Raw genomic sequence first — 25,544 nt, forward strand, 5'->3', positions numbered from 1 at the left:
AGTGAATTGAATTGGCGGACTTTTCGCTTAGATATAGCCCATGCGCATCAATGCAGATTTTGACAAACCCGTGATCCTGCGGCCGGAGGATATGCACTGGGTCCCTTCTCCCTTGCCGGGCGTCGAGCGCAAGATGCTTGACCGGGTCGGTGAAGAAGTCGCGCGCGCCACGTCATTGGTACGCTATGCGCCAGGCAGCTATTTTGATCCGCATGTTCATAGTGGTGGAGAGGAATTCCTGGTTGTCGAGGGTGTGTTCTCCGACGAACATGGTGACTTCCCGGCTGGCACCTATGTGCGCAATCCGATCGGCACCAGCCACAAGCCGCATAGTCAGGATGGCTGCATCATCCTGGTGAAGCTCCATCAGTTTGATCCGGCGGATACCGCTCATTTCTCGCTGGACATCAACGCACTGGAATTTGAAGACAGCGGCACGCCTGGCGTGGAATTCGCGTGGCTTCATCGCTTCGAAGACGAGGAGGTTAAAATAGTGAGATGGGCACCGGGCAGCAGCTATCCCGAACATGTCCATTCAGGCGGAAGCGAAACCTATATTCTTGAAGGCAGCCTGTCCGATGAGCATGGTGATTACCCAACCGGAACCTGGGACCGCACGCCGCCGGGGTGGACGCACACGCCGTTCAGCGAAGAGGGTTGTCTGGCCTGGACCAAGACCGGCCATCTGACGCGTGAAAAGCTGGGGAAATACCGGTAATCTTGACGGGGTGCTCCTGCGCAGGCAGGAGCCTATCTCCAATGCGTGCATATATTGGAAATCAGGAGTTGGCCCCCTGCCTGCGCAGGGGTACGTTCATCAAGCCATTTGTTTTTTTTTGAACGTCACTTGTTTCAGCACATCCCAATACCCACTCGAAATAGTCATCCGCTCGTCCATGCCTTCGGCCAGCAGCAGCGCATGCGCTTCGGGCAGATTATAGCAGGGCACGCCCATGAACAGGTGATGCTCGCTATGATAGTTCACCCAATAGGGCGCGACGGTCGTGCGTTCCAGCAGGTTCGCATAGGTGGTGCGGGCATGGGTGAACGGGTCTTCGCTGCCGGTGGTTGTGCAGGCATGCTCGGCGATATTGCGGATGCGCAGGAAAAGCTGGAACGTCGTTGCCAGCGCGATGATCCAGATCAGAAAGGGAATGATGCCCAATGTCAGCAGGCTGACGGTCAGAACAATAAGCTGAATCAACAAAAAGCGGCCGACTGTCTTCGTGGTCCGAACGGCTCCGTCCAAATCCGTTACCGGTGCAGAAACACCAGCAGCGCCGCCGCGGTTAAGCGGCGTACCAGCAGAGGTGTCGCGCTTGCCCTTGCCATCGGTCGCAGGCGATCCCTGCAGTATTGCCTTGAGTCCCAGCCATGCCGCGACCATCTGGCCACTGCGCTGCTTCAGGAATGTCTGCCCGGTCAAATCTCGAATGATTTTGCGCTTCATGCTCGCCGTCGTCGTCGGAAACGGCTTTGACAGCGCCAGATCAGGATCTTCCGGCTGCTGCGTATATTTGTGATGGGTCAGGTGATAGGCGCGGTAGCTGTGCAGATCGCTGCCTGTCGCCGCGCCGGTCAGCCATTGGCCGGCAAAATTATTGACCTTGCGATTGGGGTGCAGCAGCCCGTGCGCGCCTTCGTGCATCAAAATGGAGAGCCCCAATTGCCGTCCGCCGACAATGGCGACGGCAAAGGGGAAGGCAATGAGGCCCGCGAGCCAATGCCAATCCCACAACAAGGCCGTACCGCCAGCCGCCGCTGCCGCCACGATCCATCCATGCACGATCAGCCATAATCCGCGAGAAGGTGAAACAGCGGTCAGTCGCGCCCAGTCATCGCGGGAAAAGACATCTGTAGGTCGGGCGGCTTTAACGGCTGTCATAGTTGTAATAATAGGCGAATTTCCGCCAAAAAGCCATGTTTTTGCGTAAGCCACGACAACCCGCACATTCCGTACCGTAAAACGAAGGTCATTGTCTTGAAGGTGTAACATCGGTTTGTCATTTATCGGCGGATGGTTCGGACTCACAACAGACTCGCTGCACCGCGACGGTCGTCGATTGCGCCTGAGTTAAGGCCCAATCTCCATGTCCTGTTTGTCGCCAAGCATGTTTTTTCAAAAGATGGACTGCACGAGGAAGATGGCAATCACGCTATCTACCATCGAGAGATACGATCGGCTCTGGAGAATATGGGAATCAGGCTGTCCCTGGCAGACAGTTACGAGACCTTGTTTGACCATCCCGGCTGTGATTTTGTTTTCCCGCTGCTCAATCGCGGCGGTTTTTTGAACAGCGAAATGCTTTTGCCTTTGCTTTGTACAAGGCTGGACATTCCGTTTCTTGGCGCGTCCCCGATTTTGCGCGGCCTGTCGGATGACAAGCACCTGACAAAGCTGGAAGGCAAGGCCCGTGGGTTGCCTATGGCGCCCTGGGCGATTTATCGGCGTGGTGCGGCCGTGCTGGAAGCAGATTGCCCGATGGCTGAGCGGATGGTGATCAAGCCTAATGCGTCTTCCGCTAGTTGGGGCGTTCGTGATGCCAGCGAATGGCGCGGGGTCGCGCAGGCAGTGTCGGACATTCATGACGAAGGCCATGACGCGATTGTCGAGCCATTTCTCGACGGCCACGACATTGAGGTGCCGATGCTGTTATCTGGCGGCGAGCCGGTACTATGCCCGATATTTATGAATCAGCAGTCCGATCCCGCACGGTTGAGGACATATGCAGAAAAACGGGCGTTGACCGATGATAGCGGCGGGTACGAGATGGTCTTGTTTGATGACCCTGAGTGGATAACACGCATTGGCCACCTGACCCGGCAAATGGCAAAAGTCTTTCATCCGTTCGACTATGGCCGGTTTGAGTTTCGCATTAACCTGGATAGCGGCGAACTGATTTTTCTTGAAACCAATCTCAACTGCAACTTGTGGTCGCAAAAGACCTTTGGATGGGTATCCAAAGAGCTTGGCTGGACTCATGCAGAACTTATCGAAACCATCCTGACCGAAAGCATGCGACGGCAAGGTGTGATCGACGAACGTACGACGCTCGCGGCATAGTCATGCAGACAAATATCATTGTTCTGGCTGCCCAGCGCCCAGGCACGATTGATCCGCTGGCAATTGGCCATGACGTTTCGCACAAATGCTTGATCCCGATTGCCGGGGAGCCGCTCATCGCGCATGTGCTTGAAACCTTGTCAAAGCATCCTGCGGTGGGGGATATTTGCATCTCGATCGAGGCGCAGGCTTTTCCAGACATTGATGTTGTGCTCGCACAGCTGGACGGTGATACTGGTCGGATACGATGCGTCCCTTCTACTTATAATCTGGCGGACAGTGTGATTGCCGCCCTGGCGCAGATGGACGATGGTCCTGTTATTATCACAACTGCTGACAATGCGCTGCTCACTGCTGACGCTATCGAAGCGATGGTTCAGATTCTGAAAGGTGACACTGATGTCGCGCTGGCGCTGGCCCCCAAAGCCGCCGTGCTAAAAGCGCATCCCGACGGCCAGCGGCGTTTCTATAAATTTTCGGACGATCAATATTCCAATTGCAACCTCTATGGCCTGTCCGGCCATGATGCTTTGACCGCAGCCGAGATATTTCGTGGTGGTGGTCAATTTGCCAAAAAGGCGGGGCGGATTATTGATAGTTTCGGCCTGATCAATCTGCTGTTGCTGCGTTCGGGCTGGATCAGCCTGCCTGCAGCCATGGCCCGGATATCAAAGCGCATCGGGCTGACGATCACGCCCGTTGTGCTGGCTGATGGACGCAATGCGATCGATGTGGATAATGACCGGTCCTATCGAATCGTTGCGGACCTGCTTGGCCAAACAGCCACTTAGATTTCAACCAGCCCGTTCTCAATAGCATCCATTCGCTCGCGCATGGCCGACCGCGTATCGCCATCATCGGTAGCACAGACCAATGTGCCGCCGCCTGCTGCCATGATCCGCTCAATATCTGGCCACATTGCATCGGGCGTTTTGGCGTCGCGCCACAGGTCTGCAATTTTCGGATCCATCCGCCGCTCTCCGCCAAAGCGTTCGGGGCGGGCTTTTGCGCCGTCCCAAATCTCGGTGTTGAGCAGGCCGGGGCATAATATGGTCGTTTCGATATTCTTTGTCGCCAGTTCGCCGCGCAGGGCTTCTGCAACCGCCATCGTGCCATGTTTGGTTGCCGCATAGAGCGGGAAGTCGCCTTCGGGCGCACGTAAGGCTGCGGTAGAGGCGGTAATCCCGACATGACAAGGATCCCCGGTAAGCAAAGGTGCAAAGCATTGCGCCGTCCAGATCGCTCCCAATATATTGACTTCATAAGCCCAACGGACCTGATCGGGCTTGCCCGCCAATATAGACGCACCGACGCCGACTCCCGCGTTGATCCAAAGCATCGCGAGATCGCCATGATCGCGGGCAAAGCTTTCCGCCGCTGCAGCGGCTGCATCCCGGTCGCTTATATCGAAAGACATGGAAAAAGCGCCGTCGCCGATATCCAGTGCCACCGCGGCCGCCGCTTCCTCACGAATATCCTGAACACACACGGTCATGCCAGCCTCGGCCAGCTTGATCGCCAGCATCTTGCCGATGCCATCGCCTGCCCCAGTGACCAAAGCCATGCGTCCGGCATAAGCGCCAAGTTTGGACATGCGTTTACTCCTGTTTCAGTTCGTCAACCAATCTTAGCATAAACTCGGCACCGCGCGTGAACTGATCAAGACTGATATACTCATTCGGTTGATGTGCCTGCTCTATTGACCCGGGGCCACAAATCACCGTTGGAAAGCCAGCTTGCTGGAACTGGCCCGCTTCGGCGGCATAGGAAACCACACCCGCCGGTGTGTTGTCGCCTGTCAGCTTGCGGACGAAAGCTTCGGCTTCATCGGATCCTGATTGGCCCAGCGGCGGGGCGTTGGAAAGTTGCTCGACCCGGACGCCGGTTTCGGGAAAAGTATCTTTGAGCTGCGCATCAATGGCGGCCGCCTTTTCTTTGAACGGTTTCAGGACCTGATCGGGATCAATATTGGGCGGACAACGCAAATCAAAGATGAAATGCGCGCGCCGTGCCAATATATTTGCGGCCGTACCGCCTTCCATCTTGCCAATGGTCAACGTCGCGTGCGGCGGCGTGAATGGCGAATTGGGGTCCGCATTTTCCCAAAGCGCGCGGGCAAGATCGGCAAGGTCATGCATGAGTTCAATAGCAACCATATTCGCGGAAACGCCAAGATGTGTCAGGCTGCTATGCGCTTCATGACCCAGCACTTCGACCTCATGAACGCAAATGCCTTTATGGCCGGTCACCACCTTCATCATGGTCGGCTCGCCAATAATCGCCAACGCAGGCTTGGGTAGGGTGGCGGCAATTTCTTCAATCATTGCCGGCGCGCCAAGGCAGCCCACTTCTTCATCATAGCTGATCGCCAGATGTACTGGACATGTGCCGTCTTTCAGCGACGGGGCGGCTGCAAGCGCGAGGGCGATAAAGCCCTTCATGTCGCAGGTGCCGCGACCGTGCAGAAGGTTCTCGCGCTCCGTCACAATGAAAGGATCGCTTGACCAGTCCTGCCCATCTACAGGCACAACATCACTATGACCCGACAGGATGACACCACCTTCTACGTTTGGTCCGATGGTCGCATAAAGGTTCGCCTTGGACCCGTCTTCATTAACAACGCGGGTGGCGTTGATCCCGTATTGCGCGAGGTAATTTTCGACCCATTCGATCAGTTCCAGATTACTATTTCGGGACGTCGTATCGAACGAAATAAGCGAATCAAGAATCGATAAAGATGAATGAAGTAACGGATTTGTCATTACATTCACATAAACGTGCGTTATCCAAATTGAAACTTTCTTACGAAAAAGCTTTATCTTTCAGCTGCTTTACAGCATGTTACAACAGATAGTTTGGAGAGCGGGGGGAATCTGGTTACAGCGTGTTCATCTTTGGTTAATGAAATCTTTAGGTTTCGTTGACACAACAAGCTGAGATTAAAGGTTCGAAATCGGGTATGAACAGAGTTATTTCAGTTGAACAAGACTTGGAATTGTTGGCCAATCTGGCGGCTCGATTGCTCGAAACGCCGGTAGCAACGATCTCGTTTTATGACATAGACGATGCTGGGGGCGGTGATTTAATAGACGCTATTAGCCATGCCGCCACGTCCTGCGACGAAAGTTGGGCGGCCAGCCATCCTGATATAGATATCAAACAGCTTGGGTCGCCGCGCAACGCGATGACCCAGCATTTGGGACTTTATGCATCTGTCCCGATCCGCAATGGCAGCGGCGGCACCATTGGCATGGTGGCCTGTGCCGATGATGACGCACGGGATTTAGGTGACCAGCAACTCGATATATTGAAAAACATCGCGGCCATCGCATCGGCCGTCGTTCAATCCTGAAAAATTAACCTTTTCGTTAACGGGCGTAAAGCACCCGACGGCTATATCAGCTGGGTATATCCAATGATTGCAAGGCGGCCTTGCCGCGCGCGGTGATCATGGTGTCGAGAAAACGGGGTCCTGATCCCGTACCGGTTAGAAACGCTTCATAAAGGATCATACCATTGTCGCTCAATGTCTGGACGACATCGACGAACATCGCAGGATTACTGCCGGTTTCAGCAGACGCAATCATATCGGGAGACATGGTTGCGGCCGACGGCCAGGCTTGATTGAGCGATCCGAGAACATAAAGTTCCGTCTCGGATAAGTTCGCTTCGGGGGAGTAAGCAGAAGTCATTTTTTATCGCAGACCAGATCAAATTAAGTATGCCCCACTCGCTTTGATTGCGTTAACCTTTATTAAACTAAAAAGTTAAAAAAGTGTTAACAAACGGTCACCACTCCTTTCCCTTTTTGACGTATTCAAAGGCCTTTTGACAGGCCGCAAAGCCAGTTCCAAGCTGCCTCTGAACAACATCTGCCCCTTACAAATTTTTGACGCATTGGCGATAGCGAAGACGGTTGTTCTGCCCTTAATGCCAGACGAGTTGAATCAAACAATCCGCGATATGGGTAATTTTACTAAAGAGTTTAGGCCGTTTCTGACTTCTGGCCGGGATTGACAAATTTAACTCACATACATAGGCATCTATTTAATAGATATAGATAAGGATTTGGCGATGGTTTCACGCAGGCAAGTTTTGATGACAGGCGGTGCATCGCTGATACTACTGGGTGGAGGCTTCGGGGCCTATGTCGGCACGCGCTCCGTTGCCAAGGCACAGGCACCCTGGAAACAGGCCGCGGAAGGTTTCGGTGATCCACGGCTAGACGCGCTGGCCTATGCGATACTCGCTCCCAACCCTCACAACAGGCAACCATGGCAAGTGCGGCTAGCGGGCGATGATAGTTTTACCGTTTATTGTGACTTGGCGAAGCGTCTGCCATATACCGATCCGCCCAATCGTCAGATCACCATTGGGTTTGGGGCATTTCTAGAGCTGTTCCGGCAGGCAGCAGCAGAAAAAGGCTATCGAGCGGACATTGAACCATTCCCGGAAGGCGAGCCGGAACCGGTTCTGGATGAGCGACCGATTGCCTTGGTAACGATGGTCAAAGATCCATCGGTTCCGCGCGATCCGCTCTTTGGCGCGATATTGAACCGGCGCAGCACAAAAGAGCCGTTTGATCCGCGGCCGGTCGAAGACGAAATATTTGCCAAGCTTCAGACCTTGGCATTTGCAGGGCAATCAGGATCATCAATATCGCTGGCTACAACCAGTGATGCCGATCGTGTCGCCAAAATGCGGGCGCTTAGCTGGGATGCATGGAAAGTCGAATATGAAACCCCGCGCACCCAGAAAGAGAGTGTGGATCTGATGCGGATCGGGGCTGCGGAAATCAATGCCAATCCAGACGGCATTGATCTGGGCGGCCCGATGATGGAAGCGCTGCGTTTGGGCGGGGTCATCTCGCGTAAACAACTGGCTACCAAAGGGTCCAATGCCTATGAGACCGGCATCACGATGTATGAGGAGATGTTAGGGAAAACGAGCAGCTTTGGCTGGCTGACATCACCTGGCAATAGCCGTGCGATGCAGCTGCAATCGGGGGTTGCATGGGTGCGGATCAATCAGGCCGCAGCCATGCTGGGGCTAGCCATGCATCCGGTCAGCCAGATATTGCAGGAATTTCCAGAAATGGCGGCGCTTTATGACCGGTATCACGACTATGTTGCAGTGGCAGCTCCAGCGCGGGTGCAGGGTTTCTTCCGTTTTGGTTATGCGGCGACACCGGAACCGTCCCCCCGATGGCCAGTGGAATCGCTCATCATGAACGTCTAAAGCCAATATATGACCGACGAGACAGTATCAGAATCAGAATCAGGATCCAAACCCGCAGGCCTAGCTGGAGATCCCATAGAATTTGCCGTGATGACAGAGATCGGGATTATCAGCCAGCTGGCGAACAACCTTTTTCAATCCTATCTGCCCAAAGGTATGACGGTGGCGCAATTCTCAGTGCTCAATCATCTTTTGCGTCTGGACGTGCAGGAAACCATCAGCGAGTTGGCGAGTGCGATGCAGGTGGCACAGCCCACCATGTCATCCACCGTGCGCAAGCTGGAAGATAAACGGCTGGTTGAGCTGATTCATGAACCTGATGATCGCCGGATCAGGCGGGTAGCCGTGACTGCGGCGGGCGCGAAGAGTAGAAAAGACGCCGTGGCGGCTCTTGCTCCGATGGCAGAGATTTTAAGGCAGAATATAACCACCACAGAATGGGAGGCGATATTGCCGTCGCTCAACCGGATCAGGGTGTTGCTGGACCAGCAGCGCCGCTGACCGTTGATTATTGGCCGTCGATCATGGTCAAGAGCCGATGGCAGTTTCTTTTTTACCTTTGGCTTCTGATGCTTTCGCCTCTGCTTCTTTCAGCAAGGTGAGGGCGCGTTCTGTCATGTCGGATTGATGCGGACTGTAAGCCAGCGGGCCCAGCGTGTGCGCCGCCCAGTCATATTTTTTCTGCTCCATAAATTCATTGGCCATCATCCAACGTAGACCATTGTCATAAGGTGCCAGTTCCAGCGCGCGGGCTAAGCCGTCAATAGCGATGGTTGGCGGCTCCATACCTTGCTCCCGATAACTACGGTAAAATTGAATGAGCGGAATCGGATGATCATTCTCAATTTTGTTCAGCTTCACAAATTGCCGCCGCATCTTTTTCCAGGCCGCAGCTTCATCCTCTGCGTCGGGTGCGATGCGGGCCAGCGCATAGCCTTTCTGGATATGGGCGTTGATCTCTTTAGGGTTTAATGCCAGCGCACGATCAGCGGCTGCCATCGCCTCGATATTGTTGCCGGCATCATATTCTGCCTCAGCCAAGGCTGCGAGTACCGCTGGATCATTCGGATGCTGGGCAGCTATGGTCCGCGCTTTAACGACAATTTCGGCGGCCTGTTCTTCATTCACGCCGCGCTTTGATTGAATCAGAACCGGCATCATTGCGGCTTCACCGGCGCGCAAGCGGCGCACGTCTATTGCGCCGATATTCAGATAGTTGCTCTTAATATGGTAGGTTGTGATTTTGCGTTGCCGTAGATAGCTATTCAGGTCTTTATCCAGCTGCTTCAAGTCACCAAAGGCGCCTTCGGCTGCCTCAATTTCGTCATCTCCTTCGGCAAGACGCGTTACATAGTCCGACAATTGTCCTTTTCGGTCAGACGAAAAATGCAGCATATGATAAAGCGCCCAACTCTGACCGTAAAAGGAATCATATCCTTTCGATTTATTCTCGGCATAAGCTTTGGTATCCAGCAGTAATTCTATCGGTACGTCTTTTGCAATAGCGAGTTCGTAAGCGCGGCCTTTAGATGATAACCCAACGCTGACGCTTCCGTCGCCACCGAACTTGGCTGTCCCATAAAATTCTGCAAAGCCTTCGTTGAGCCAGCGCGGATAGGCGCGTGTTGCCGAAGAGATGAGGAAGTGATGCGCATATTCATGCAGCAAGATCAGTTCGGATTGCGCCATTTTATGGCGCGAGCTTTTGACCTTGGGCACGATTGCCAGCGAACCACCAGCACGCGGTATATAGAAACCGCCGACATATTTGTTGTCGCCGCCATGAAGGTCTCGAACATCGCCGGTATTCTTAACGACGTAAATCGTTACTCGATTTGACGGGCTAGGTTTGGTCGTGGGACGATTGAACAGCAAGCGCATGGTATCATGATAGCGCTCCAGCCTTTCGGAGAAGGCTCTGACTTCTTTTTCCTTCTGGTTAGAATAGATCAGGAAATGGTCGCTGCTCGCTTCATGCCAGGCTGCTTGAGCTGGCGACACAAAAATCAGCAAAAAAAGTCCGGAAAGAAAAATACGTATCATGTAATGGTGCCCCTATACTGAAAGCCTTATTAATAGACAGTCAGTATAGGGGCAACAGGGATTTGAAAAACCGATCGATCAGATCAATTTAGCTCTGCGTAGCAATCCAGTCGTCAATTTTCTTTTCCAGCACTGTCATCGGCAAAGCGCCGGTGTTGAGCACCTGATCATGAAACTCGCGTGGGTCAAATTTTTCGCCGAGGCTGTCTTGCGCTTTTTTCTTCAATCGCTGGATCGTCAAAGCACCGATTTTATAGGCCAGTGCTTGCGAGGGGATTGCGATATAGCGTTCGACTTCTGCTGTAGCATCGGTCTCACCCATGCTCGAATTATCCAGCATATATTTGATCGCCTGTTCGCGGGTCCACTTTTTGCTGTGGAGACCGGTGTCGACCACGAGCCGCATGGCACGGAGCATTTCGTCGTCGAGATGGCCGAAACGCTGATAGGGGTCGTCAAACATGCCCATCGGGAAACCGAGTTTCTCGGAATAGAGCGCCCAGCCTTCGACAAAGGCGGTGTTACCGCCAAAGCGCATGAAATTGGGCAAGTCCTCATTTTCCTGCGCCAGTGAAATCTGGAAATGGTGACCCGGTGCGCCTTCATGCAGATACAGCGTCGTCATGCCGGAAGTGTTGCGCGATGGCAGGTCATAGGCGTTGAAGTAAAATACTCCGGGGCGAGAGCCGTCGGGGGTACCGCTCTGATAGGAGCCGCCAGCTTGGAATTTCTCGATCGATTCATCGTAGGGGCGAATTTCCAGTGGAGATTTTGGTAGCACCTTGAACTGCGTCGCGATGACCTTGTCGACTTCTTTGCCAAGATCATAATAGCCTTGGGTCAGGGCTTCCCGCGATTCCGGCTGGAATTTCGGGTCGGTCCGCAAATGGGTGAAAAATTCCGACAATGTGCCTTCGAAGCCGACCTCGTCCTTAATCGCTTCCATCTCGGTCTTGATCCGCGCCACTTCACTGACGCCAAGATTATGGATATAGTCGGCTTCCAGCGGCAGCGTGGTCGTGCCTTCGATGAGATGTTTATACATCACATCGCCGCCCTTCATGTAAGACAGACCAACGCCTTCCCGAGCCACTGGCAGATATTCGTTTTTCAGGAAATCATGCATGGTCTGATAGGATGCGAATATCTTCTTTGTCATCGCTTCATATTCGGCCGTCAGACGGGTCTTGTCGGCATCGCTGAAATCTTCCGGAAATTGCTGGGTGGGCGCCATGAAAGGGCTTTTCTCCAGACCCAGATCAATTTGCGTGGCGAGCTGCTCAATCACATTGCCAACAGTCAGCTTGGTTTCAACCACGCCGCTGTCCATGCCCTGACGGAACCGGCCAACCGAGCGGTCGATCAGCGTGATGAACTCGGCATGGCGTTTCAGATTGTCTTCGTAATTTTTGACAGTCTTGAACGGCGCTGCGCCTTTGCCGGATGCAAAGGTCGGGTAAAATGTATGAAAGCCGCTGAAATGATTGAGCGGGCGAACGACGCTGAGGTCCATAATCTCTTTGGACATGCCTTTGATCGCTTGTTTCTTGTCGCGCAAGAAGACGTCATAGGCAATCTTGTCAGTCACACTGAGCTTGGTGCGATCAATCGCCATCAATGCCGCCAGCTCGCTTTCTTCAGCGGCGAGTTCGGCAGCGAAATATTCATCGCTGATATAGTCGCCCAAGCGGTCGGCATAGCGTTCGTCGCCGCGGAAAAGGGCACCGATTGGATTGCGATTCAGGCTATCTGCATCGCTTTTTGCAAACAGGGCCTTCAGGGTCTCGCCCTCCGTCTCGGGCGGCTTTTCAACCCCCTCTTGCGCAGAAGCGGCGCTGGTTGCGGAGAGGCTATGGGCATTTGCAATCGAGCCGGTGGCCAGCAGGCTGGCACTGGCGAGCAGTGCGAGAGACTTGTTGATCATTATATATCCCTTGTTTGAAAAGCTGTTATGTATGGCTAACACAGCTTGGTTACAGCTGCAACGATCGCCGATGTCGTTGGTCGAAGCAAGTGCGTCGTTGGTCAAGGGGCGAACGGCCGTTGATTGTCGTTATCCCTGGCGCCGTCCTCTAAATTCGTTCAAATATCAGACCGTTATGGTGACTGGGCGGCCATGCCAACGATTGAGTCGGAACCATTTGGTAATGATATATTTTGTGCCTTTGACGACTGGCGTTCCAGCATGCAGCGTGTTGAGATTGGGTCTGCCGTCCAAGCCCATATTATTCCAGATTAGCAACATGCCCTTGCGCGGTTTGACCTGATAGTCGAGATTCGGGAAAGCGGTCGCGCCGCCTTCTTCCGGTTCGTTGAGATAGGCCATCGCGGTCCAGCTGCGCTGTCCGCCATTGGGCTGTTCATTCTTCCAATATTGTTCGGACTCATGAAAAAAGTCATGGTGATCCTTGAATTCCTGACCGACTTCGTAGCGTTGTCCCTGCAACACTTCGCTATGGTCATTATCCAGTCCCATCAGATCAGCGATGGATTTCTCGATACGTTGAATATCCGGATCATCTATCTTCACATTACAGCTATAGCTGGTCCGAAAATCCTCGCTCTTCATTGTCTCATAAACGCTAGACGGTGCGGAATCGGCCTCAATCATGTCGATCAGCAAGGCGCAATCGGCATCAGATAGAAAATTCTGGTGCACAAATAGCTGCGCATGCGGGCTTTCCAGCCATTGCACATGGGGATGGGCATTTAACTTGTCCGTCACCCGGCGGCTCAGCTCGATCATCCGTTTGGGGCTGTTATACTTGGTCGCCTTGGTCTTTGGCACTGTCTTCATCATCGGAAGCCTCAGTCGATAACCCGGCCGCGGACCATGACCCAGTCGATATTTTCGAGCACGGTCACATCTTCCAGCGGATTGCCGTCAAAGGCGATCAGGTCCGCCGAATAGCCATTGGCGATCCGGCCAATCTGTCCCTCCATACCAAGCACTTCAGCCGCCAGGGTGGTTGCACTCACCACGGCTTCACGCGGTGTCAGGCCATGACGAACCATCAGCGCAAATTCTTCGGCATTGCGGCCATGACCGAATACGCCTGCATCGGTACCAAATGCGACCGGCACGCCCATTTTTTTGGCCAGGGTGACGGCTTTGCCAACGCTTCCCAACGTTTCGCGAATTTTATTCTCCACGACCGGCGTATAGATGCCTTTGCCCAAACCTTCGCTCACACCCTGAAACGCCATCAGGGTAGGAATCAGCGCAGACCCGTTCGCCTTCATCGCCTTAAGCGCAGCCTCGTCAGCAAAAGTGCCATGGTCAATCGTGTCGATACCCGCGCGCGCCGCTGCTTCGATGCCGCGTGCGCCATGGGCATGGGCCATGACCTTCAGGCCTAGTGAATGAGCGGTATCAGCAATAGATGTCATTTCCGCATCGGTAAAATGGGCTTCAAGACCGCGCCCTTGCTGAGACAGCACGCCGCCGGTTGCGGTGATCTTGATAATGTCGGAGCCAGCGCGTGATGCCTTACGGACTTTTTCTGCGCACTCAGTGGGACCGGTGCAGCTATAGCCGCTGGCTAGCGCATCGTTAATATCTTCCTTGAAGCCGGTCGTATCGCCATGACCGCCGACAATCGCCAGGGCGGGACCTGCGGCGACGATGCGCGGTCCGGGGATCAAGCCCTCGGCCGTCCCTTTGCGCAGCGAGAAAGCGGAATATTGCGAAGAACCTGCTTCGCGCACGGTGGTGAAACCGGCCTTGGCCGTGATCAGAGCGTTTTTCGCACCGACGACAACGCCCCATTCAGTGGGTTCGGTCGCCTGTTTCCAAAAATCGCCACCGGGATCGCCGGTCAGGTGCACGTGCAAATCGATAAGGCCGGGCATCACAGTCTTGTCGGACATATCGATAATCGTGACATGGTCTTCAGGAGCAGAGGGCACAACCGCCCCTTGAGCAATGTCGATAATCTTCCCGTCGCTAACGGTAATCGTTGCCGGCCCAGAAGCGCCTTGGCCGGGATCAGCAATAAGATTGCCAACCTTAATGATGGTGACTGGCGTCATCGGTTTTTCGTCTGCCGCCGATATCGGGGCTGCGAAGCCCAATGTTGCAATAGCCATCAGATGCCGGATCATATCTCAATCTTTCCCATTAGGTGTTTTGACCTGTGTGCGACGGGCGGCAGATCGTTTCAAGGGATAATGTATAAGTAAGGCCCGCAATCATTGCTGATTACGGGCCTTTCCTAAAGAAACTATGTTTCGGTTTGTGCCGACTTAATAGAAAAAGTCGTAGATCACATCGACCACACGGCCATCATAAGTGTCGATCAACAGCACATCACCATAGTAACGGATCCAGCGATAGCCGCCATAAGCCGGTGGCAGGCGATAACGCCATGGGTCATTTATCCAATAGCGCGACCCGTAGAACGATGATCCCAGATAGACACCGATATTCCAGCGTCTGTAACTGTGGTTCCGGTACGGCGAATAATAACGACCCGGGCGATAATAATGGCGGTTGGCTTTGCGATAGTTCCGCCAGTTGTAGCGCCTGTCATTGCGCCATCCGCGGTTCCATTTGCGATAGTCACGGCGTGCATCACGATAGCCTTTGCGATATCCGCGCCGGTCATTGCGATAGTCCCGACGGTCGTTGCGATAACCATAGCGGCGGTCTATCCGGCCATCACGGTTGCGATCCCAACGGCGATCCACGCGGCCGTTGTTGTTCCGGTCAAAGCGCCGGTCAATGCGGCCATCGCGGTTGCGGTCCCAGCGCCGATCAACGCGGCCGTCCCGGTTACGGTCACCGCGTGCATTGGCGCGGCGATTTTCGCGGTAACGGCGATCAATCCGTCCGTCGCGGTTGCGGTCTACGCGCCGGTCGACACGGCCATTATTGTTGCGGTCGAACCGGCGATCAATGCGGCCATCACGGTTTCGGTCAAAGCGGCGGTCGACCCGGCCGTCCCTGTTACGGTCACCACGCCTGATAGCGCGCCGTTCTGCACGGCTGCGATCACGCTTGGCGACATCCCGGCGAGCTTGACGGTTGGAACGACCTACATCGGCGCGGCTGCGGCTGCGTGAGAAGTCGCGGTCGACATTGCCATTTTGCTGGCGCACCGTACGGCGCTGCTGCCGTCTTTCAGCGCGATCGCCATCAGTCATGATATTGGCGCGCCCGCGATTATTGCGGTTCTCGGCACGTGCGGCCCGGCGGGCATCACGGTTGCCATTGCCACGATTGGCACGTCTTGCTTCACGATTGCCACCGCGATTACCGCGATTGGCGCGGCGTTCACCGCGGCCATCGCGCTGCAATGCCGCGCTGCCAGTCAGATTGTTGTCGATCAAGATCGGCGCGACTGGGCGCGTGTTCTGATTCAGGTTGGGGGCAAGATCGGCGGCGGACGCTGTCGCAGGCGTCAATATGGTGGCCGCCATCAGGCCGGTTAGATAAAATAGTCGCATAGGCTACTCCTCACTATGCGACTCTATTTGCCGCATCTGTGCAACAAGTCATAGCGTGTTAACCCTGTCGGACAGCTGAACTTGGCTGTAATATTCAGGAAAGAATCGACTTATATGAACGAAATTTGCGCAGTTATGACGGTAAACTAGGCCTGTTCATCCTTGTCGAGCCACTCTTCGAGCCATTTAATCGTATATTCGCCAGACTGAAAACCTTCATCATAAACCAGCTTTTGATGTAGCGGGATGGTGGTTTCCACGCCTTCAATAACAAATTCATCCAGCGCGCGGGCCAGCCGCATCATACAACCATCACGAGTCCGGCCATAAACGATCAGCTTGGCGATCATGCTGTCATAATAAGGCGGGATCGAATAACCGGCATAGAGCCCGCTATCGACGCGGACGTGCATGCCGCCGGGCGGGTGATAGCCCACCACCTTGCCAGGTGACGGCGCGAAGGTTTTCGGATTCTCTGCATTGATCCGGCATTCAATCGCATGGCCCGTAAATTCGAGCTCTTCCTGTTTGACCGATAGATCACGGCCATCAGCAATGCGGATCTGTTCGCGGACGAGATCAAAGCCCGTGATCATTTCCGTCACCGGATGCTCGACCTGCAAGCGGGTGTTCATTTCGATGAAGTAGAATTCGTCATTCTCATACAGGAACTCGATCGTACCGGCGCCGCGATAGCCCATGCCCTTCATCGCGTCGACACAGACTTTGCCCATGCGTTCGCGCTGTTCAGCGCTGATCACGGGGGAAGGCGCTTCTTCTAGGACTTTCTGATGCCGGCGTTGCAAAGAACAATCGCGTTCGCCCAGATGAATGGCATTGCCGCGACCATCGCCGAAGACCTGAAATTCAATATGGCGCGGATCGCCCAGGTATTTTTCAATATAGACGGTCGCGTCGCCGAAAGCCGCTTTGGCCTCGGTGCCAGCTTGCTTCATCTGCGTTTCCAGCTCGGTTTCGCTGTTCACGACCTTCATGCCGCGCCCGCCGCCGCCGGATGCTGCCTTGATGATCACGGGATAGCCAACGTCTGCTGCCACCTTTTTGGCTTCCTCGATCTCGCTGACCGCTCCGTCAGAGCCGGGAACCAAAGGAATGCCGAGTTCACCAGCGGTCTTTTTGGCCGCGACCTTGTCACCCATGATTTCAATATGCTCGGGTTTCGGTCCGATCCATTTAATATCATGCGCTTCAACCACTTCGGCAAAATGCGCGTTTTCGGAAAGGAAACCATAGCCGGGATGGATCGCATCCGCGCCGCTAATCTCTGCGGCGGAAATAATCGCCGGTATGCTGAGATAGCTGTCGGTTGCTGACGGCGGCCCGATGCAGATGGCTTCATGGGCAAGCCGGACGTGCATCGCGTCTTCATCGGCAGTACTGTGCACGGCAACGGTTTCGATGCCAAGTTCGCGTGCCGCGCGCAAAATGCGAAGCGCGATTTCGCCGCGATTGGCGATCAGGATTTTGTTGATGGTCATGCGCCGGGCCTCATCTACGCGATCACAACCAGCGGCTGGTCAAATTCAACCGGCTGGCCATTTTCGACCAATATGGCTTTAACAGTGCCGGCACTGTCAGCGGAAATCGGGTTCATCACCTTCATCGCTTCAATAATCAAGACCGTGTCACCGGCCGCGACTTTGTCACCCACGCTAACGAAATTGGCCGCGTCCGGATCGGGTGCCAGATAGGCGGTGCCAACCATTGGTGATTTCTGTGCGCCGGCATGATCATCAGCAGGCGCCGGTCCGGCTTCCGCGGCGGGTGCAGCAGCGGGCGCAGGCATCGGGGCCGGCGCAGCTATGGCCTGTACGGGGGCCGATGCTCCGCCACCGCCGCGCGAGACACGGATTTTGCGGTCGCCATCTTCGACTTCAATTTCGCTGAGGCCAGCACCATCCAATATCCCGGCCAGCTCTCGAACAATGTCGAGGTCCACATTCATGCTGCCATCACTATCTTTTTTTGCGGCCATTTCTGCTTCCCATATTGAAGTTAAAGTTATGTTCTAAAGCTTGTGGGCGGCGTCAAGCGCCAATTGATATCCCAAAGCACCAAAGCCGCAAATCGTTCCTTTTGCAACCGGTGCGATCATACTCTTTTGACGAAATTCTTCGCGCGCCGCCGGATTGGAGATATGCACCTCGATTACCGGCACTGCTATCGCCTTGATGGCGTCATGCAGGGCAATGGATGTGTGGGTCAGCGCGCCCGCGTTCAGGATCACCGCCTGCGCTTCATCGGCCGCCGCTTCCTGCAACCAGTCCACCAGATGGCCTTCATGGTTGCTCTGGCGAATGTCTACATCAAGATCCAGGTCATGCGCCTGATCTTCCAGCTGTCCGGCAATATCATCCAGCGTATCGGACCCATAGATTTCTGGTTCCCGCATCCCCAGAAGATTGAGGTTGGGGCCATTAAGCACAAAGACGGTCTTGTTGGTGCTTTTTCCCGCGCTTATATTTTTCGGCAATATAATGTCCCCCATATGGCACTTTTGGTTGCGGCGCTGCTAAGCTGTTTATATGGCCTTCTTATAGCGCTCGATTCCGAAAAGCGAGATCAAACAAATGGAAACATTGGTAATGCCGGAAATTTCAATTCAGCTAAATGGCGACAGCAAGCGGATCGAGAGCGGCATGTCTGTCGCCGATCTGGTGCGGTCGCTGGATCTGGAACCAGAGAAAGTGGCGGTGGAACGGAACCGTGAAATCGTGACCCGCTCAACCCTGGGCGATGTCACGGTTGAAGATGGTGATCAGTTGGAGATAGTCCATTTTGTTGGCGGCGGCGATCATGCCGGTGATGTGACCTCAACTGACGGCTGGAGCGTGGCCGGTCAAAACTTCTCATCCCGCCTGATTGTCGGCACCGGCAAATATAAGGATTTCGACGAAAATGCTGCCGCCGTTGAAGCGGCGGGCGCAGAGATTGTCACCGTGGCCGTGCGGCGGGTTAATGTGATGGATCGCAATCAGCCGATGCTGACGGATTTTATCGATCCCAAAAAAATCACCTATCTACCAAATACCGCCGGCTGTTTTAATGCCGATGACGCCATTCGCACATTACGCTTGGCGCGTGAAGCGGGTGGCTGGGATCTGGTGAAGCTGGAAGTGCTGGGCGAGGCCAAGACGCTTTACCCCAATATGCGCGAGACACTGGAAGCAACCGAAGTGCTGGCCAAGGAAGGCTTCAAGCCCATGGTCTATTGCGTCGATGATCCGATCGCCGCGAAACAGCTTGAGGATGCCGGCGCGGTGGCGATCATGCCGTTGGGCGCACCAATCGGCTCCGGCCTGGGTATTCAAAACCGCGTAACCATCCGTTTGATTGTCGAGGGCGCCAGTGTACCCGTTCTGGTCGATGCCGGTGTTGGAACGGCCAGCGATGCAGCGGTTGCGATGGAGCTAGGCTGCGATGGCGTGCTGATGAACACCGCGATTGCGGAAGCCAAGGAACCGGTGCGGATGGCCCGTGCCATGAAGCTCGCCGTCGAAGCGGGTCGAGAAGCCTATCTGTCTGGCCGGATGGGGCGGCGGATGTATGCCGACCCCTCGAGTCCGCTTTCCGGATTAATTTAGGATTTGGGCTGCAATAACCGAATCAAGGCTGATTTAGCGCTATAATACACTATGATTCGGTGTCATCTGTAACCAATTGAATAGTAACAAAAGTTACATTGTTTTACTTTGATCGATGTCTCGATGTCGTTGGTCGAAGCCTTTAGTTGTTCACCGACTAAAATGGATGTTTATCGAAGTTCGAATGCTCGCGGGCCACCCTTCCCGTATCTAAAAATACGAGGCGGGAGCAGCAGCATAAGTCAAAAGCTCTTCCCCGAGCTGGTCGAAACAACTGCTCCCGTACTCATAACCCCCTCCCTTCTTTTAGCAGGGATAATGAGGGTGGCCTGGTTCCCCTTATTCCAGCGCTTCCCGGAAAATATGAGTGAGGAGTGAACACATGAAAAATTCTATTTTGAGCAAAGGCCTTTGTGCCGCAGCCGCCATCGCCGTAACCGTAACCGGTTTCTCGGCCAGCGCGAGTGCGCAGGGCCGGATCACCAAGTCTGTTGAAGTCAGCTATGCTGATCTCGATCTGACCAGCGCCAATGGTCAAGAAACGCTGGATGGCCGGATCAAAGGCGCCGTGCGTAAAGTTTGCGGCAGCTATAATTCGAAAAGTCTGCGCGACATGGCGGACCATAGTGGCTGCGTCAAAGAAGCCAAAATGTCGGCCAAGCGCGCGAAAGTGTCACTAATTGCCAGAGCAGAAGCGGGAACGCTTGGTTCGAGCACAGTGACGATCGGCGGCAGATAAGCCCTATTTTTCCTAAGTAACGCAAGAGCCGCGAATCCCAATTAAGCGGCCCCTTATTTGGCCAAACCAACTTATGACCCCGGTGCCCTTACACCGGGGTTTATTTTTGCGCGTTCCGCCGTCGCTATTTGAGTGGAACGCAGCTCCCGGCCAGTTTCTTCCAGTCATTCTCTCCGCGCAAGCCCTATCCCGTTCGTCCTGAGCCTGTCGAAGGATATCTCTGGGATATCTCTAAACTAGAAGGAAATGGCTTCGACGGGCTCACCCCGAACGGATTGAGGAGGACAGGCAGACCAAACCGAGTTGACGGAAAGTAAGTCTTACCGCCCCGCGAGTTTCTTCGCCTCTGCCAAATGGGTGCGGCCGATACGGATTTCCGTCCCGCATTTCAGACAGGCAATCCAGATCCCGCCGCCATCGTGGCGCAGGCCGCCAATCCAGTCCCGGCGGACCAGATGGGACCGGTGCAGGCGGATAAAATGCTCCGGATTGAGTCTTCCTTCCAGTCCGGTAATCGTCTGGTGCAGCAAATAGCTGGTCGCGCCTTGCTCGCTGCCTTCGGCGCCGCCCACGTGCAACCGCATATAGTCGCGCTCTGCTTCGATACGGTTGATTTCAGATGCAGCGATCCGGCGCAGTTCTGATTTATAAGGTACCCAGAACTCTTCGGCCCAGGGGGAGTCTTCGGCAGAAATCGGAGCCTGATCGGTTTTGCGCTCCAATACGCGCGATATGGCGATGGATAGCCGCTCTGTCTCGACGGGCTTTAGCACATAGTCAATCGCGGCCACGCCAAAGGCTTCAACAGCAAATTTGTCAAAAGCGGTGACGAAGATAATTGCCGGCGGTGTTTCGAGATCGGCCAATTGCTTGGCGACTTCCAACCCGTCCATTCCCGGCATGGCAATGTCGAGCAACAACAGGTCCGGCTTCAACTGGTGCGCAAGGCGAACGGCGGCTTCTCCATCGCTTGCTGTGCCAACCAGATTGATATGTTCCTGGCGGGCGCACAGAAGCTGCAACCGTTCGATCGCAAGCGGTTCGTCATCTACGATCAGCGTTTTAAGCTGCGATGAGGCAGAGGCCGTGTCGTTTGCCATATTGTCGTCCGCCATATTCAGATATCCGCTAGAAGCGGCATGGTGAGTTCCGCAACAAATCCGCCGGAATCGGGATAGGACGTCTTTAACTTGGCCTGGGAGCCAAATCTAGTCTCCAGCCGGTCTCGGACATTGGCCAGGCCAATACCATTATTTTGACCTTTGGATTTTTTCTGAGGCTGAATCTCGCCGTCATCGGCCACGGTCAGTTTCAGAAAATCCCCCTTGGATCGAGCCGTGATGCGGATGGTCACGGGGCGTTTGCTATGGGCCACGCCATGTTTGATCGCATTTTCAACCAGCGGCTGCAGGATAAGACCGGGCACCAACACGTCATTTAATTTGACCGGTATATCTGTCTCGGTTGCCAGCCGTTCTGGAAAACGTACCGCTTCGATATCAAGATAAAGCTTTTGCAGATGCACTTCCTCAGATAGCGCGACATCTTCCAAAGGGTCCCCGGACAGACTGCTGCGGTAGAATTTGGACAGATTGAGGATCATCTTCTCCGCCTCTTCCGGCTGGCTACGCATGACCAGAGTGCTAAGGCTATTGAGGGTGTTGAACAGGAAGTGCGGATTGACCTGATAGCGCAAGCTCCGCAACTCGGCATCTTGCGCTGCCTGGGCAAAGCGGGCGGCCTTGCGCTCGACACTGCGAACCTCACTCGCGTAGCTCAGCGTTAGATAGAGCGAGGCCCAGCTGATCATAAAGAAAAAGCGGGAGATACTGTCTTCGACAATAGCCTGCAGCGCATAATTTTCTTTTTCCATATACTCGCGCATCTTCTCCATGTGCGCTTCGTCAAACAGGCTTTGTGGATCGTAAACGTTGAACATGTAATAGTTGAAAACGGCAATAGCGACCGCGCAAGGAATCGCACCGGCAAAGGCGGTAATGATACGGGTGGACAAGGCCTTGTCCTCGAATAGCCGCAGCAATCGATAGAGCAGATAGGTTATGGCAATACCAAGCAGCGTTACGATGACGCGGCGCAACGCCAGTTCTTCCTGAGCCGGCCAATCGCTAACTGCGGCGCGCAAAGTGATGATGATCACGTAAAAGAGCCAGAACCCAAGGATCGACAGGATAGCAACTTGCTGCCCGACAGATGGTTTGTGATTTCCGATGTCGAATTTTCTCATTATGCGCCTAATTTCTCGTTGCTATGCACTTTAGATGGAAATGGTATCAATTGTCTCTATCGGAATCGTGTCCGGTCGAAACAGGGTTGCGGTTGGTCGAAACTTTCGGTCGCGCGCACGTAATTTTCAAAATATTTGAACGTCTTGGGAACATGTAAGGCAAACCACGCAGTGAAAATCATGCGGGATATCGTGAATATTATGGCTATAATATAAAAGCGCGGAAAAAATGGGCTATAGTGTGAAAAAAATGGTAACAGCAAACGGACGAAACACACGGGAGATGGTTGATGTTCTTGCACGATATTGGGATTATTCCTGGCGGCACAAAAAGCCACGCATCGCCATCCGATAAACCGGCAATTACGAATCTGTCGCGTCGTGGTTTTGTTGTAGGGTCTAGTCTGTTTGTTGTCGGCATCACCCTGGTTGGTTGCTCCAGCTACGAAGAACCAAAAATTGACCCTGATGCTATAGACTTGCCGGAAGCGGGGCCTAGCCCGTTGACGGAAGTGAAAGGCGGTGACGCAACACCGGCCTTGTGGATCGCCATTGAGGAAAACGGGGCGGTCAAAATCACGTGCCACCGATCGGAAATGGGTCAGCAGGTTTGGACCGCGATGGCGCAGATTGTCGCTGACGAGCTAGAGGCCGAGTGGGACAAGGTTGAAATTGTGCAGGCCGAGGGGCACGAACGCTATGGTGATCAGAATACCGACGGGTCGCGGTCAGTACGGTATAATTTCCACCGGCTGCGGATCGCCGGCGCTGCGATGAAACAGATGCTGACCGAGGCGGCTGCGGTCTACTGGAAAATGGAGCCGTCAGAATGTTCGGCCTCACAGGGGCTCGTCAGCAATAGCCAGAATAGCGATACTCTTTCCTACGGTAATCTCGCCAAACTTGCGGCGAGATTGCAGGTGCCAGAAGAAGCCAATGTCACCCTGAAAAATCCAAAAGACTGGCGTTATATCAACAAGGAAATTTCTTCGCTGACCATCCCGCGTATCACGCGCGGTGAAGGCACGTTTGGCATCGACGTTGATAGACCAGGCATGGTCTATGCTGTCGTGGCCCGGCCGCCACAGCTATTTGGCAAAACTGGTGCGGTTCGTGACACGGACGCACTGGCAATCCCCGGCGTGCTGCAAACAGTGAAGCTGCCCGATGCCAAGCCACCGGCTCTTTTCCAACCGCTGGGAGGCGTTGCCATTGTCGCGACCGATACATGGGCCGCCATTCAGGGGCGCAATGCATTGGAGGTAGACTGGATTGACGGTCCCAATGCCAGCTATGATTCCGAAACTTTCGCCGAACAGATGACGCAAACCGCACGCCGGTCTGGCACAGTCCGGCGCAAACGCGGTGATACAGGTTCCGGTCTCGCAAATGCTGCGCAGCGGATTGAAGCGGAATATTATGCGCCGCATCTTTCGCAGTCACCGATGGAGCCGCCGGCAGCAACAGCCGAATGGGATGGCGAAAAATTGGAATGCTGGGCCTGCGTACAAGACCCACAGGCGACGCGCCAGACGCTGTCTGATCTGCTGAAAATCGACAAAGACAACATCACAGTCCACGCCACCTGGTTGGGCGGTGCTTTCGGCCGCAAATCCAAACCGGATTTTGTCGTCGAGGCGGCCCTGATCGCCAAGGACGTTGGTAAACCTGTCAAAGTGACTTGGACCCGGGAAGACGAAGTCCGTCACGGTTTCTATCACTCCGCAAGTGCGCAGTGGCTCGAAGCCGGATTGGATGCAGATGGCAAATGTACGTCCTATCTGCACCGCACGGTCTTTCCCCCCATTGCATCAACATTCGTGTCAGGCATGGATGTCCCAACAGATGGAGAAATGGGCTTGGGAGCGACTGATGTGCCGTTCGCTATGCCCAACCTGCAAGTGGAATCCGGCAACGCGAAAGGCCATGTCCGGATCGGTTGGTTGCGCGCAGTATCCAATATCTATCATGCTTTCGCGGTCCAGAGCTTTGCCGCAGAAATGGCGCATGCTGCCGGGAGGGACCAGAAAGATTATTTACTGGAGCTGATTGGAGACGCCCGCACGATAGACCCCAATGCTGAAGGCGCGACCTATCCTAACTATGATGCCTCGCTTGAAGAATATCCTATCGAAACCGCACGGCTTGCCAATGTTGTGAACAGGGTCTCAGACATGGCCAAGTGGGGCCGTAAAATGCCCTCGGGACATGGCCTGGGTATAGCCGTCCATCGATCATTCCTGTCCTATATTGCGACCATAATCGAAGTGGCCGTGACGCCCGAAGGCGCGCTGACTATCCCGGGTATTTGGCTTGCCGCCGATTCCGGGACGGTTATCAATCCCCGCCACGCGCGCGCGCAGATGGAAGGCGGAACAATCTATGGCCTGTCCAATGCGCTATTCGGTGAGATAACCGCCAAAAACGGGGTTATAGTGCAGGATAACTTCCCATCTTGGCGGGTATTGCGAATGGGTGAGGCCCCCAAGGCATTTGAGGTGGAAATCGTCAAATCAAATAGCGCTCCCGCCGGCGTGGGTGAACCGGCAACGCCGCCTGCCGCGCCTGCACTGACCAATGCAATATTCAATGCCACTGGTCACCGGATCAGAACATTACCCATTATCGGCGCGAGCGGCAGTCGTCTGACCTTGCCAGCAGCAGCAACCGAACAAGCAGAAGGATAGGTCATGGCCACGACACTGAACATCAATGGAAAAGACGAAACAGTTGATGCAGCATCGGGGACCCCATTGCTTTGGGTCTTGCGCGATCATCTGAAAATGACAGGCACGAAATTTGGGTGCGGCGTTGCGCAATGCGGTGCCTGTACGGTGCACGTCGATGGGACCCCCACGCGGTCTTGCATCACCGCGCATGACTCGCTTGGAGACGCGAAGGTTACAACTATCGAAGGCGTGACTGGAAATGCTGCCGATGCCATTCGGGAGGTTTGGGTAAAAAATGATGTCCCGCAATGCGGCTATTGCCAATCGGGCCAGATCATGGCGGCAACGGCTTTATTGGCGGAAAATTCCAATCCCAGCGACGAGGATATTGATGCGGCAATGAGCGGGAATATCTGCCGCTGTGCGACCTATATGAGCATTCGCCGGGCGATCAAGGAAGCGGCTGGTTAAAATCCATTGCCGGCTTTCGAGA

General features: G+C 54.4%; 24 protein-coding genes. 10 read left to right on the forward strand and 14 right to left on the reverse strand.

What is annotated here, in order from left to right; all coding sequences use genetic code 11:
- The first annotated feature begins 40 nt into the window (after positions 1-40).
- Positions 41-718 (forward strand): cupin domain-containing protein, encoded by a 678-nt coding sequence (locus tag J4G78_RS12415; protein WP_207986856.1) that lies wholly within the window; start codon positions 41-43, stop codon positions 716-718.
- Between the two features lie 99 nt (positions 719-817).
- Here J4G78_RS12415 and J4G78_RS12420 read toward each other — a convergent pair whose 3' ends face one another.
- Entirely contained in the window at positions 818-1,996 is a 1,179-nt protein-coding gene (locus J4G78_RS12420) for a fatty acid desaturase (RefSeq protein ID WP_243457080.1), read from the reverse strand.
- 198 nt (positions 1,997-2,194) lie between these two features.
- On the opposite strand from J4G78_RS12420, the gene J4G78_RS12425 reads away from it, so the two are divergent.
- Together J4G78_RS12425 and J4G78_RS12430 are read left to right on the forward strand one after the other, a co-directional pair.
- A complete protein-coding gene (locus tag J4G78_RS12425; protein ID WP_243457081.1) occupies positions 2,195-3,064 on the forward strand; it encodes a D-alanine--D-alanine ligase family protein in 870 nt (289 codons plus the stop codon).
- A 2-nt stretch (positions 3,065-3,066) separates the two neighbouring features.
- Positions 3,067-3,855, forward strand: coding sequence for an NTP transferase domain-containing protein (locus J4G78_RS12430; protein ID WP_207986858.1), 789 nt, complete (start codon positions 3,067-3,069; stop codon positions 3,853-3,855).
- Here the strand turns inward: J4G78_RS12430 and J4G78_RS12435 are convergent.
- Positions 3,852-4,658, reverse strand: a complete 807-nt coding sequence (locus J4G78_RS12435; RefSeq protein WP_207986859.1) for an SDR family oxidoreductase — start codon at positions 4,656-4,658, stop codon at positions 3,852-3,854. The genes J4G78_RS12430 and J4G78_RS12435 overlap by 4 nt on opposite strands.
- Positions 4,659-4,662: 4 nt before the next feature.
- Positions 4,663-5,826 (reverse strand): acetylornithine deacetylase, encoded by a 1,164-nt coding sequence (argE, locus tag J4G78_RS12440; RefSeq protein ID WP_207986860.1) that lies wholly within the window; start codon positions 5,824-5,826, stop codon positions 4,663-4,665.
- Positions 5,827-6,023: 197 nt separating this feature from the next.
- Between argE and J4G78_RS12445 the strand changes: the two genes are divergently transcribed.
- Positions 6,024-6,416 carry a hypothetical protein gene (locus tag J4G78_RS12445; RefSeq protein ID WP_207986861.1) on the forward strand — a complete coding sequence of 131 codons (393 nt, stop codon included), beginning with the start codon at positions 6,024-6,026 and terminating at the stop codon, positions 6,414-6,416.
- 46 nt (positions 6,417-6,462) lie between these two features.
- Here the strand turns inward: J4G78_RS12445 and J4G78_RS12450 are convergent, their stop codons facing one another.
- Positions 6,463-6,756: a hypothetical protein gene (locus J4G78_RS12450; RefSeq protein ID WP_207986862.1), complete on the reverse strand. Its 294-nt coding sequence runs from the start codon at positions 6,754-6,756 to the stop codon at positions 6,463-6,465.
- A gap of 382 nt (positions 6,757-7,138) precedes the next feature.
- On the opposite strand from J4G78_RS12450, the gene J4G78_RS12455 reads away from it, so the two are divergent.
- Positions 7,139-8,302: an Acg family FMN-binding oxidoreductase gene (locus J4G78_RS12455; protein ID WP_207986863.1), complete on the forward strand. Its 1,164-nt coding sequence runs from the start codon at positions 7,139-7,141 to the stop codon at positions 8,300-8,302.
- 9 nt (positions 8,303-8,311) lie between these two features.
- Positions 8,312-8,803, forward strand: coding sequence for a MarR family winged helix-turn-helix transcriptional regulator (locus J4G78_RS12460; RefSeq protein ID WP_207986864.1), 492 nt, complete (start codon positions 8,312-8,314; stop codon positions 8,801-8,803).
- Positions 8,804-8,830: 27 nt separating this feature from the next.
- Here J4G78_RS12460 and J4G78_RS12465 read toward each other — a convergent pair whose 3' ends face one another.
- The 8 genes from J4G78_RS12465 to aroQ all read right to left on the reverse strand — a co-directional run bounded on the left by J4G78_RS12465 (position 8,831) and on the right by aroQ (position 18,287).
- The gene (locus J4G78_RS12465; protein WP_207986865.1) at positions 8,831-10,345 is read right to left on the reverse strand and encodes a M1 aminopeptidase family protein; all 1,515 of its coding nucleotides are present in this window, start codon (positions 10,343-10,345) and stop codon (positions 8,831-8,833) included.
- 88 nt (positions 10,346-10,433) lie between these two features.
- Positions 10,434-12,269: a DUF885 domain-containing protein gene (locus J4G78_RS12470; RefSeq protein WP_207986866.1), complete on the reverse strand. Its 1,836-nt coding sequence runs from the start codon at positions 12,267-12,269 to the stop codon at positions 10,434-10,436.
- A 165-nt stretch (positions 12,270-12,434) separates the two neighbouring features.
- Positions 12,435-13,145: a 2OG-Fe(II) oxygenase gene (locus J4G78_RS12475; RefSeq protein WP_243457082.1), complete on the reverse strand. Its 711-nt coding sequence runs from the start codon at positions 13,143-13,145 to the stop codon at positions 12,435-12,437.
- Positions 13,146-13,153: 8 nt separating this feature from the next.
- The gene (locus tag J4G78_RS12480) at positions 13,154-14,449 is read right to left on the reverse strand and encodes a metal-dependent hydrolase family protein (protein ID WP_207986867.1); all 1,296 of its coding nucleotides are present in this window, start codon (positions 14,447-14,449) and stop codon (positions 13,154-13,156) included.
- A 141-nt stretch (positions 14,450-14,590) separates the two neighbouring features.
- The gene (locus J4G78_RS12485) at positions 14,591-15,793 is read right to left on the reverse strand and encodes an RcnB family protein (protein WP_207986868.1); all 1,203 of its coding nucleotides are present in this window, start codon (positions 15,791-15,793) and stop codon (positions 14,591-14,593) included.
- Positions 15,794-15,939: 146 nt separating this feature from the next.
- A complete protein-coding gene (gene accC, locus J4G78_RS12490) occupies positions 15,940-17,292 on the reverse strand; it encodes an acetyl-CoA carboxylase biotin carboxylase subunit (protein ID WP_207986869.1) in 1,353 nt (450 codons plus the stop codon).
- 14 nt (positions 17,293-17,306) lie between these two features.
- Entirely contained in the window at positions 17,307-17,789 is a 483-nt protein-coding gene (accB, locus tag J4G78_RS12495) for an acetyl-CoA carboxylase biotin carboxyl carrier protein (RefSeq protein WP_243457083.1), read from the reverse strand.
- 33 nt (positions 17,790-17,822) lie between these two features.
- Positions 17,823-18,287, reverse strand: a complete 465-nt coding sequence (gene aroQ, locus J4G78_RS12500; RefSeq protein WP_259371337.1) for a type II 3-dehydroquinate dehydratase — start codon at positions 18,285-18,287, stop codon at positions 17,823-17,825.
- 97 nt (positions 18,288-18,384) lie between these two features.
- Here aroQ and thiS point away from each other — a divergent pair, with 97 nt between their 5' ends.
- Positions 18,385-19,398 carry a sulfur carrier protein ThiS gene (gene thiS / locus J4G78_RS12505; RefSeq protein WP_207986871.1) on the forward strand — a complete coding sequence of 338 codons (1,014 nt, stop codon included), beginning with the start codon at positions 18,385-18,387 and terminating at the stop codon, positions 19,396-19,398.
- Between the two features lie 382 nt (positions 19,399-19,780).
- Positions 19,781-20,137, forward strand: a complete 357-nt coding sequence (locus J4G78_RS12510) for a UrcA family protein (protein ID WP_207986872.1) — start codon at positions 19,781-19,783, stop codon at positions 20,135-20,137.
- A gap of 320 nt (positions 20,138-20,457) precedes the next feature.
- Here J4G78_RS12510 and J4G78_RS12515 read toward each other — a convergent pair whose 3' ends face one another.
- Both J4G78_RS12515 and J4G78_RS12520 read right to left on the reverse strand, forming a co-directional pair.
- Positions 20,458-21,252 (reverse strand): LytR/AlgR family response regulator transcription factor, encoded by a 795-nt coding sequence (locus J4G78_RS12515; RefSeq protein ID WP_243457084.1) that lies wholly within the window; start codon positions 21,250-21,252, stop codon positions 20,458-20,460.
- 2 nt (positions 21,253-21,254) lie between these two features.
- Entirely contained in the window at positions 21,255-22,382 is a 1,128-nt protein-coding gene (locus tag J4G78_RS12520; protein ID WP_207986873.1) for a sensor histidine kinase, read from the reverse strand.
- Positions 22,383-22,672: 290 nt separating this feature from the next.
- On the opposite strand from J4G78_RS12520, the gene J4G78_RS12525 reads away from it, so the two are divergent.
- Both J4G78_RS12525 and J4G78_RS12530 read left to right on the forward strand, forming a co-directional pair.
- Positions 22,673-25,069: a xanthine dehydrogenase family protein molybdopterin-binding subunit gene (locus tag J4G78_RS12525; protein ID WP_207986874.1), complete on the forward strand. Its 2,397-nt coding sequence runs from the start codon at positions 22,673-22,675 to the stop codon at positions 25,067-25,069.
- 3 nt (positions 25,070-25,072) lie between these two features.
- Positions 25,073-25,522, forward strand: coding sequence for a (2Fe-2S)-binding protein (locus J4G78_RS12530; RefSeq protein WP_207986875.1), 450 nt, complete (start codon positions 25,073-25,075; stop codon positions 25,520-25,522).
- Positions 25,523-25,544 lie beyond the last annotated feature (22 nt).

It is taken from the genome of Parasphingorhabdus cellanae, from assembly GCF_017498565.1.
GTDB lineage: Bacteria > Pseudomonadota > Alphaproteobacteria > Sphingomonadales > Sphingomonadaceae > Parasphingorhabdus > Parasphingorhabdus cellanae.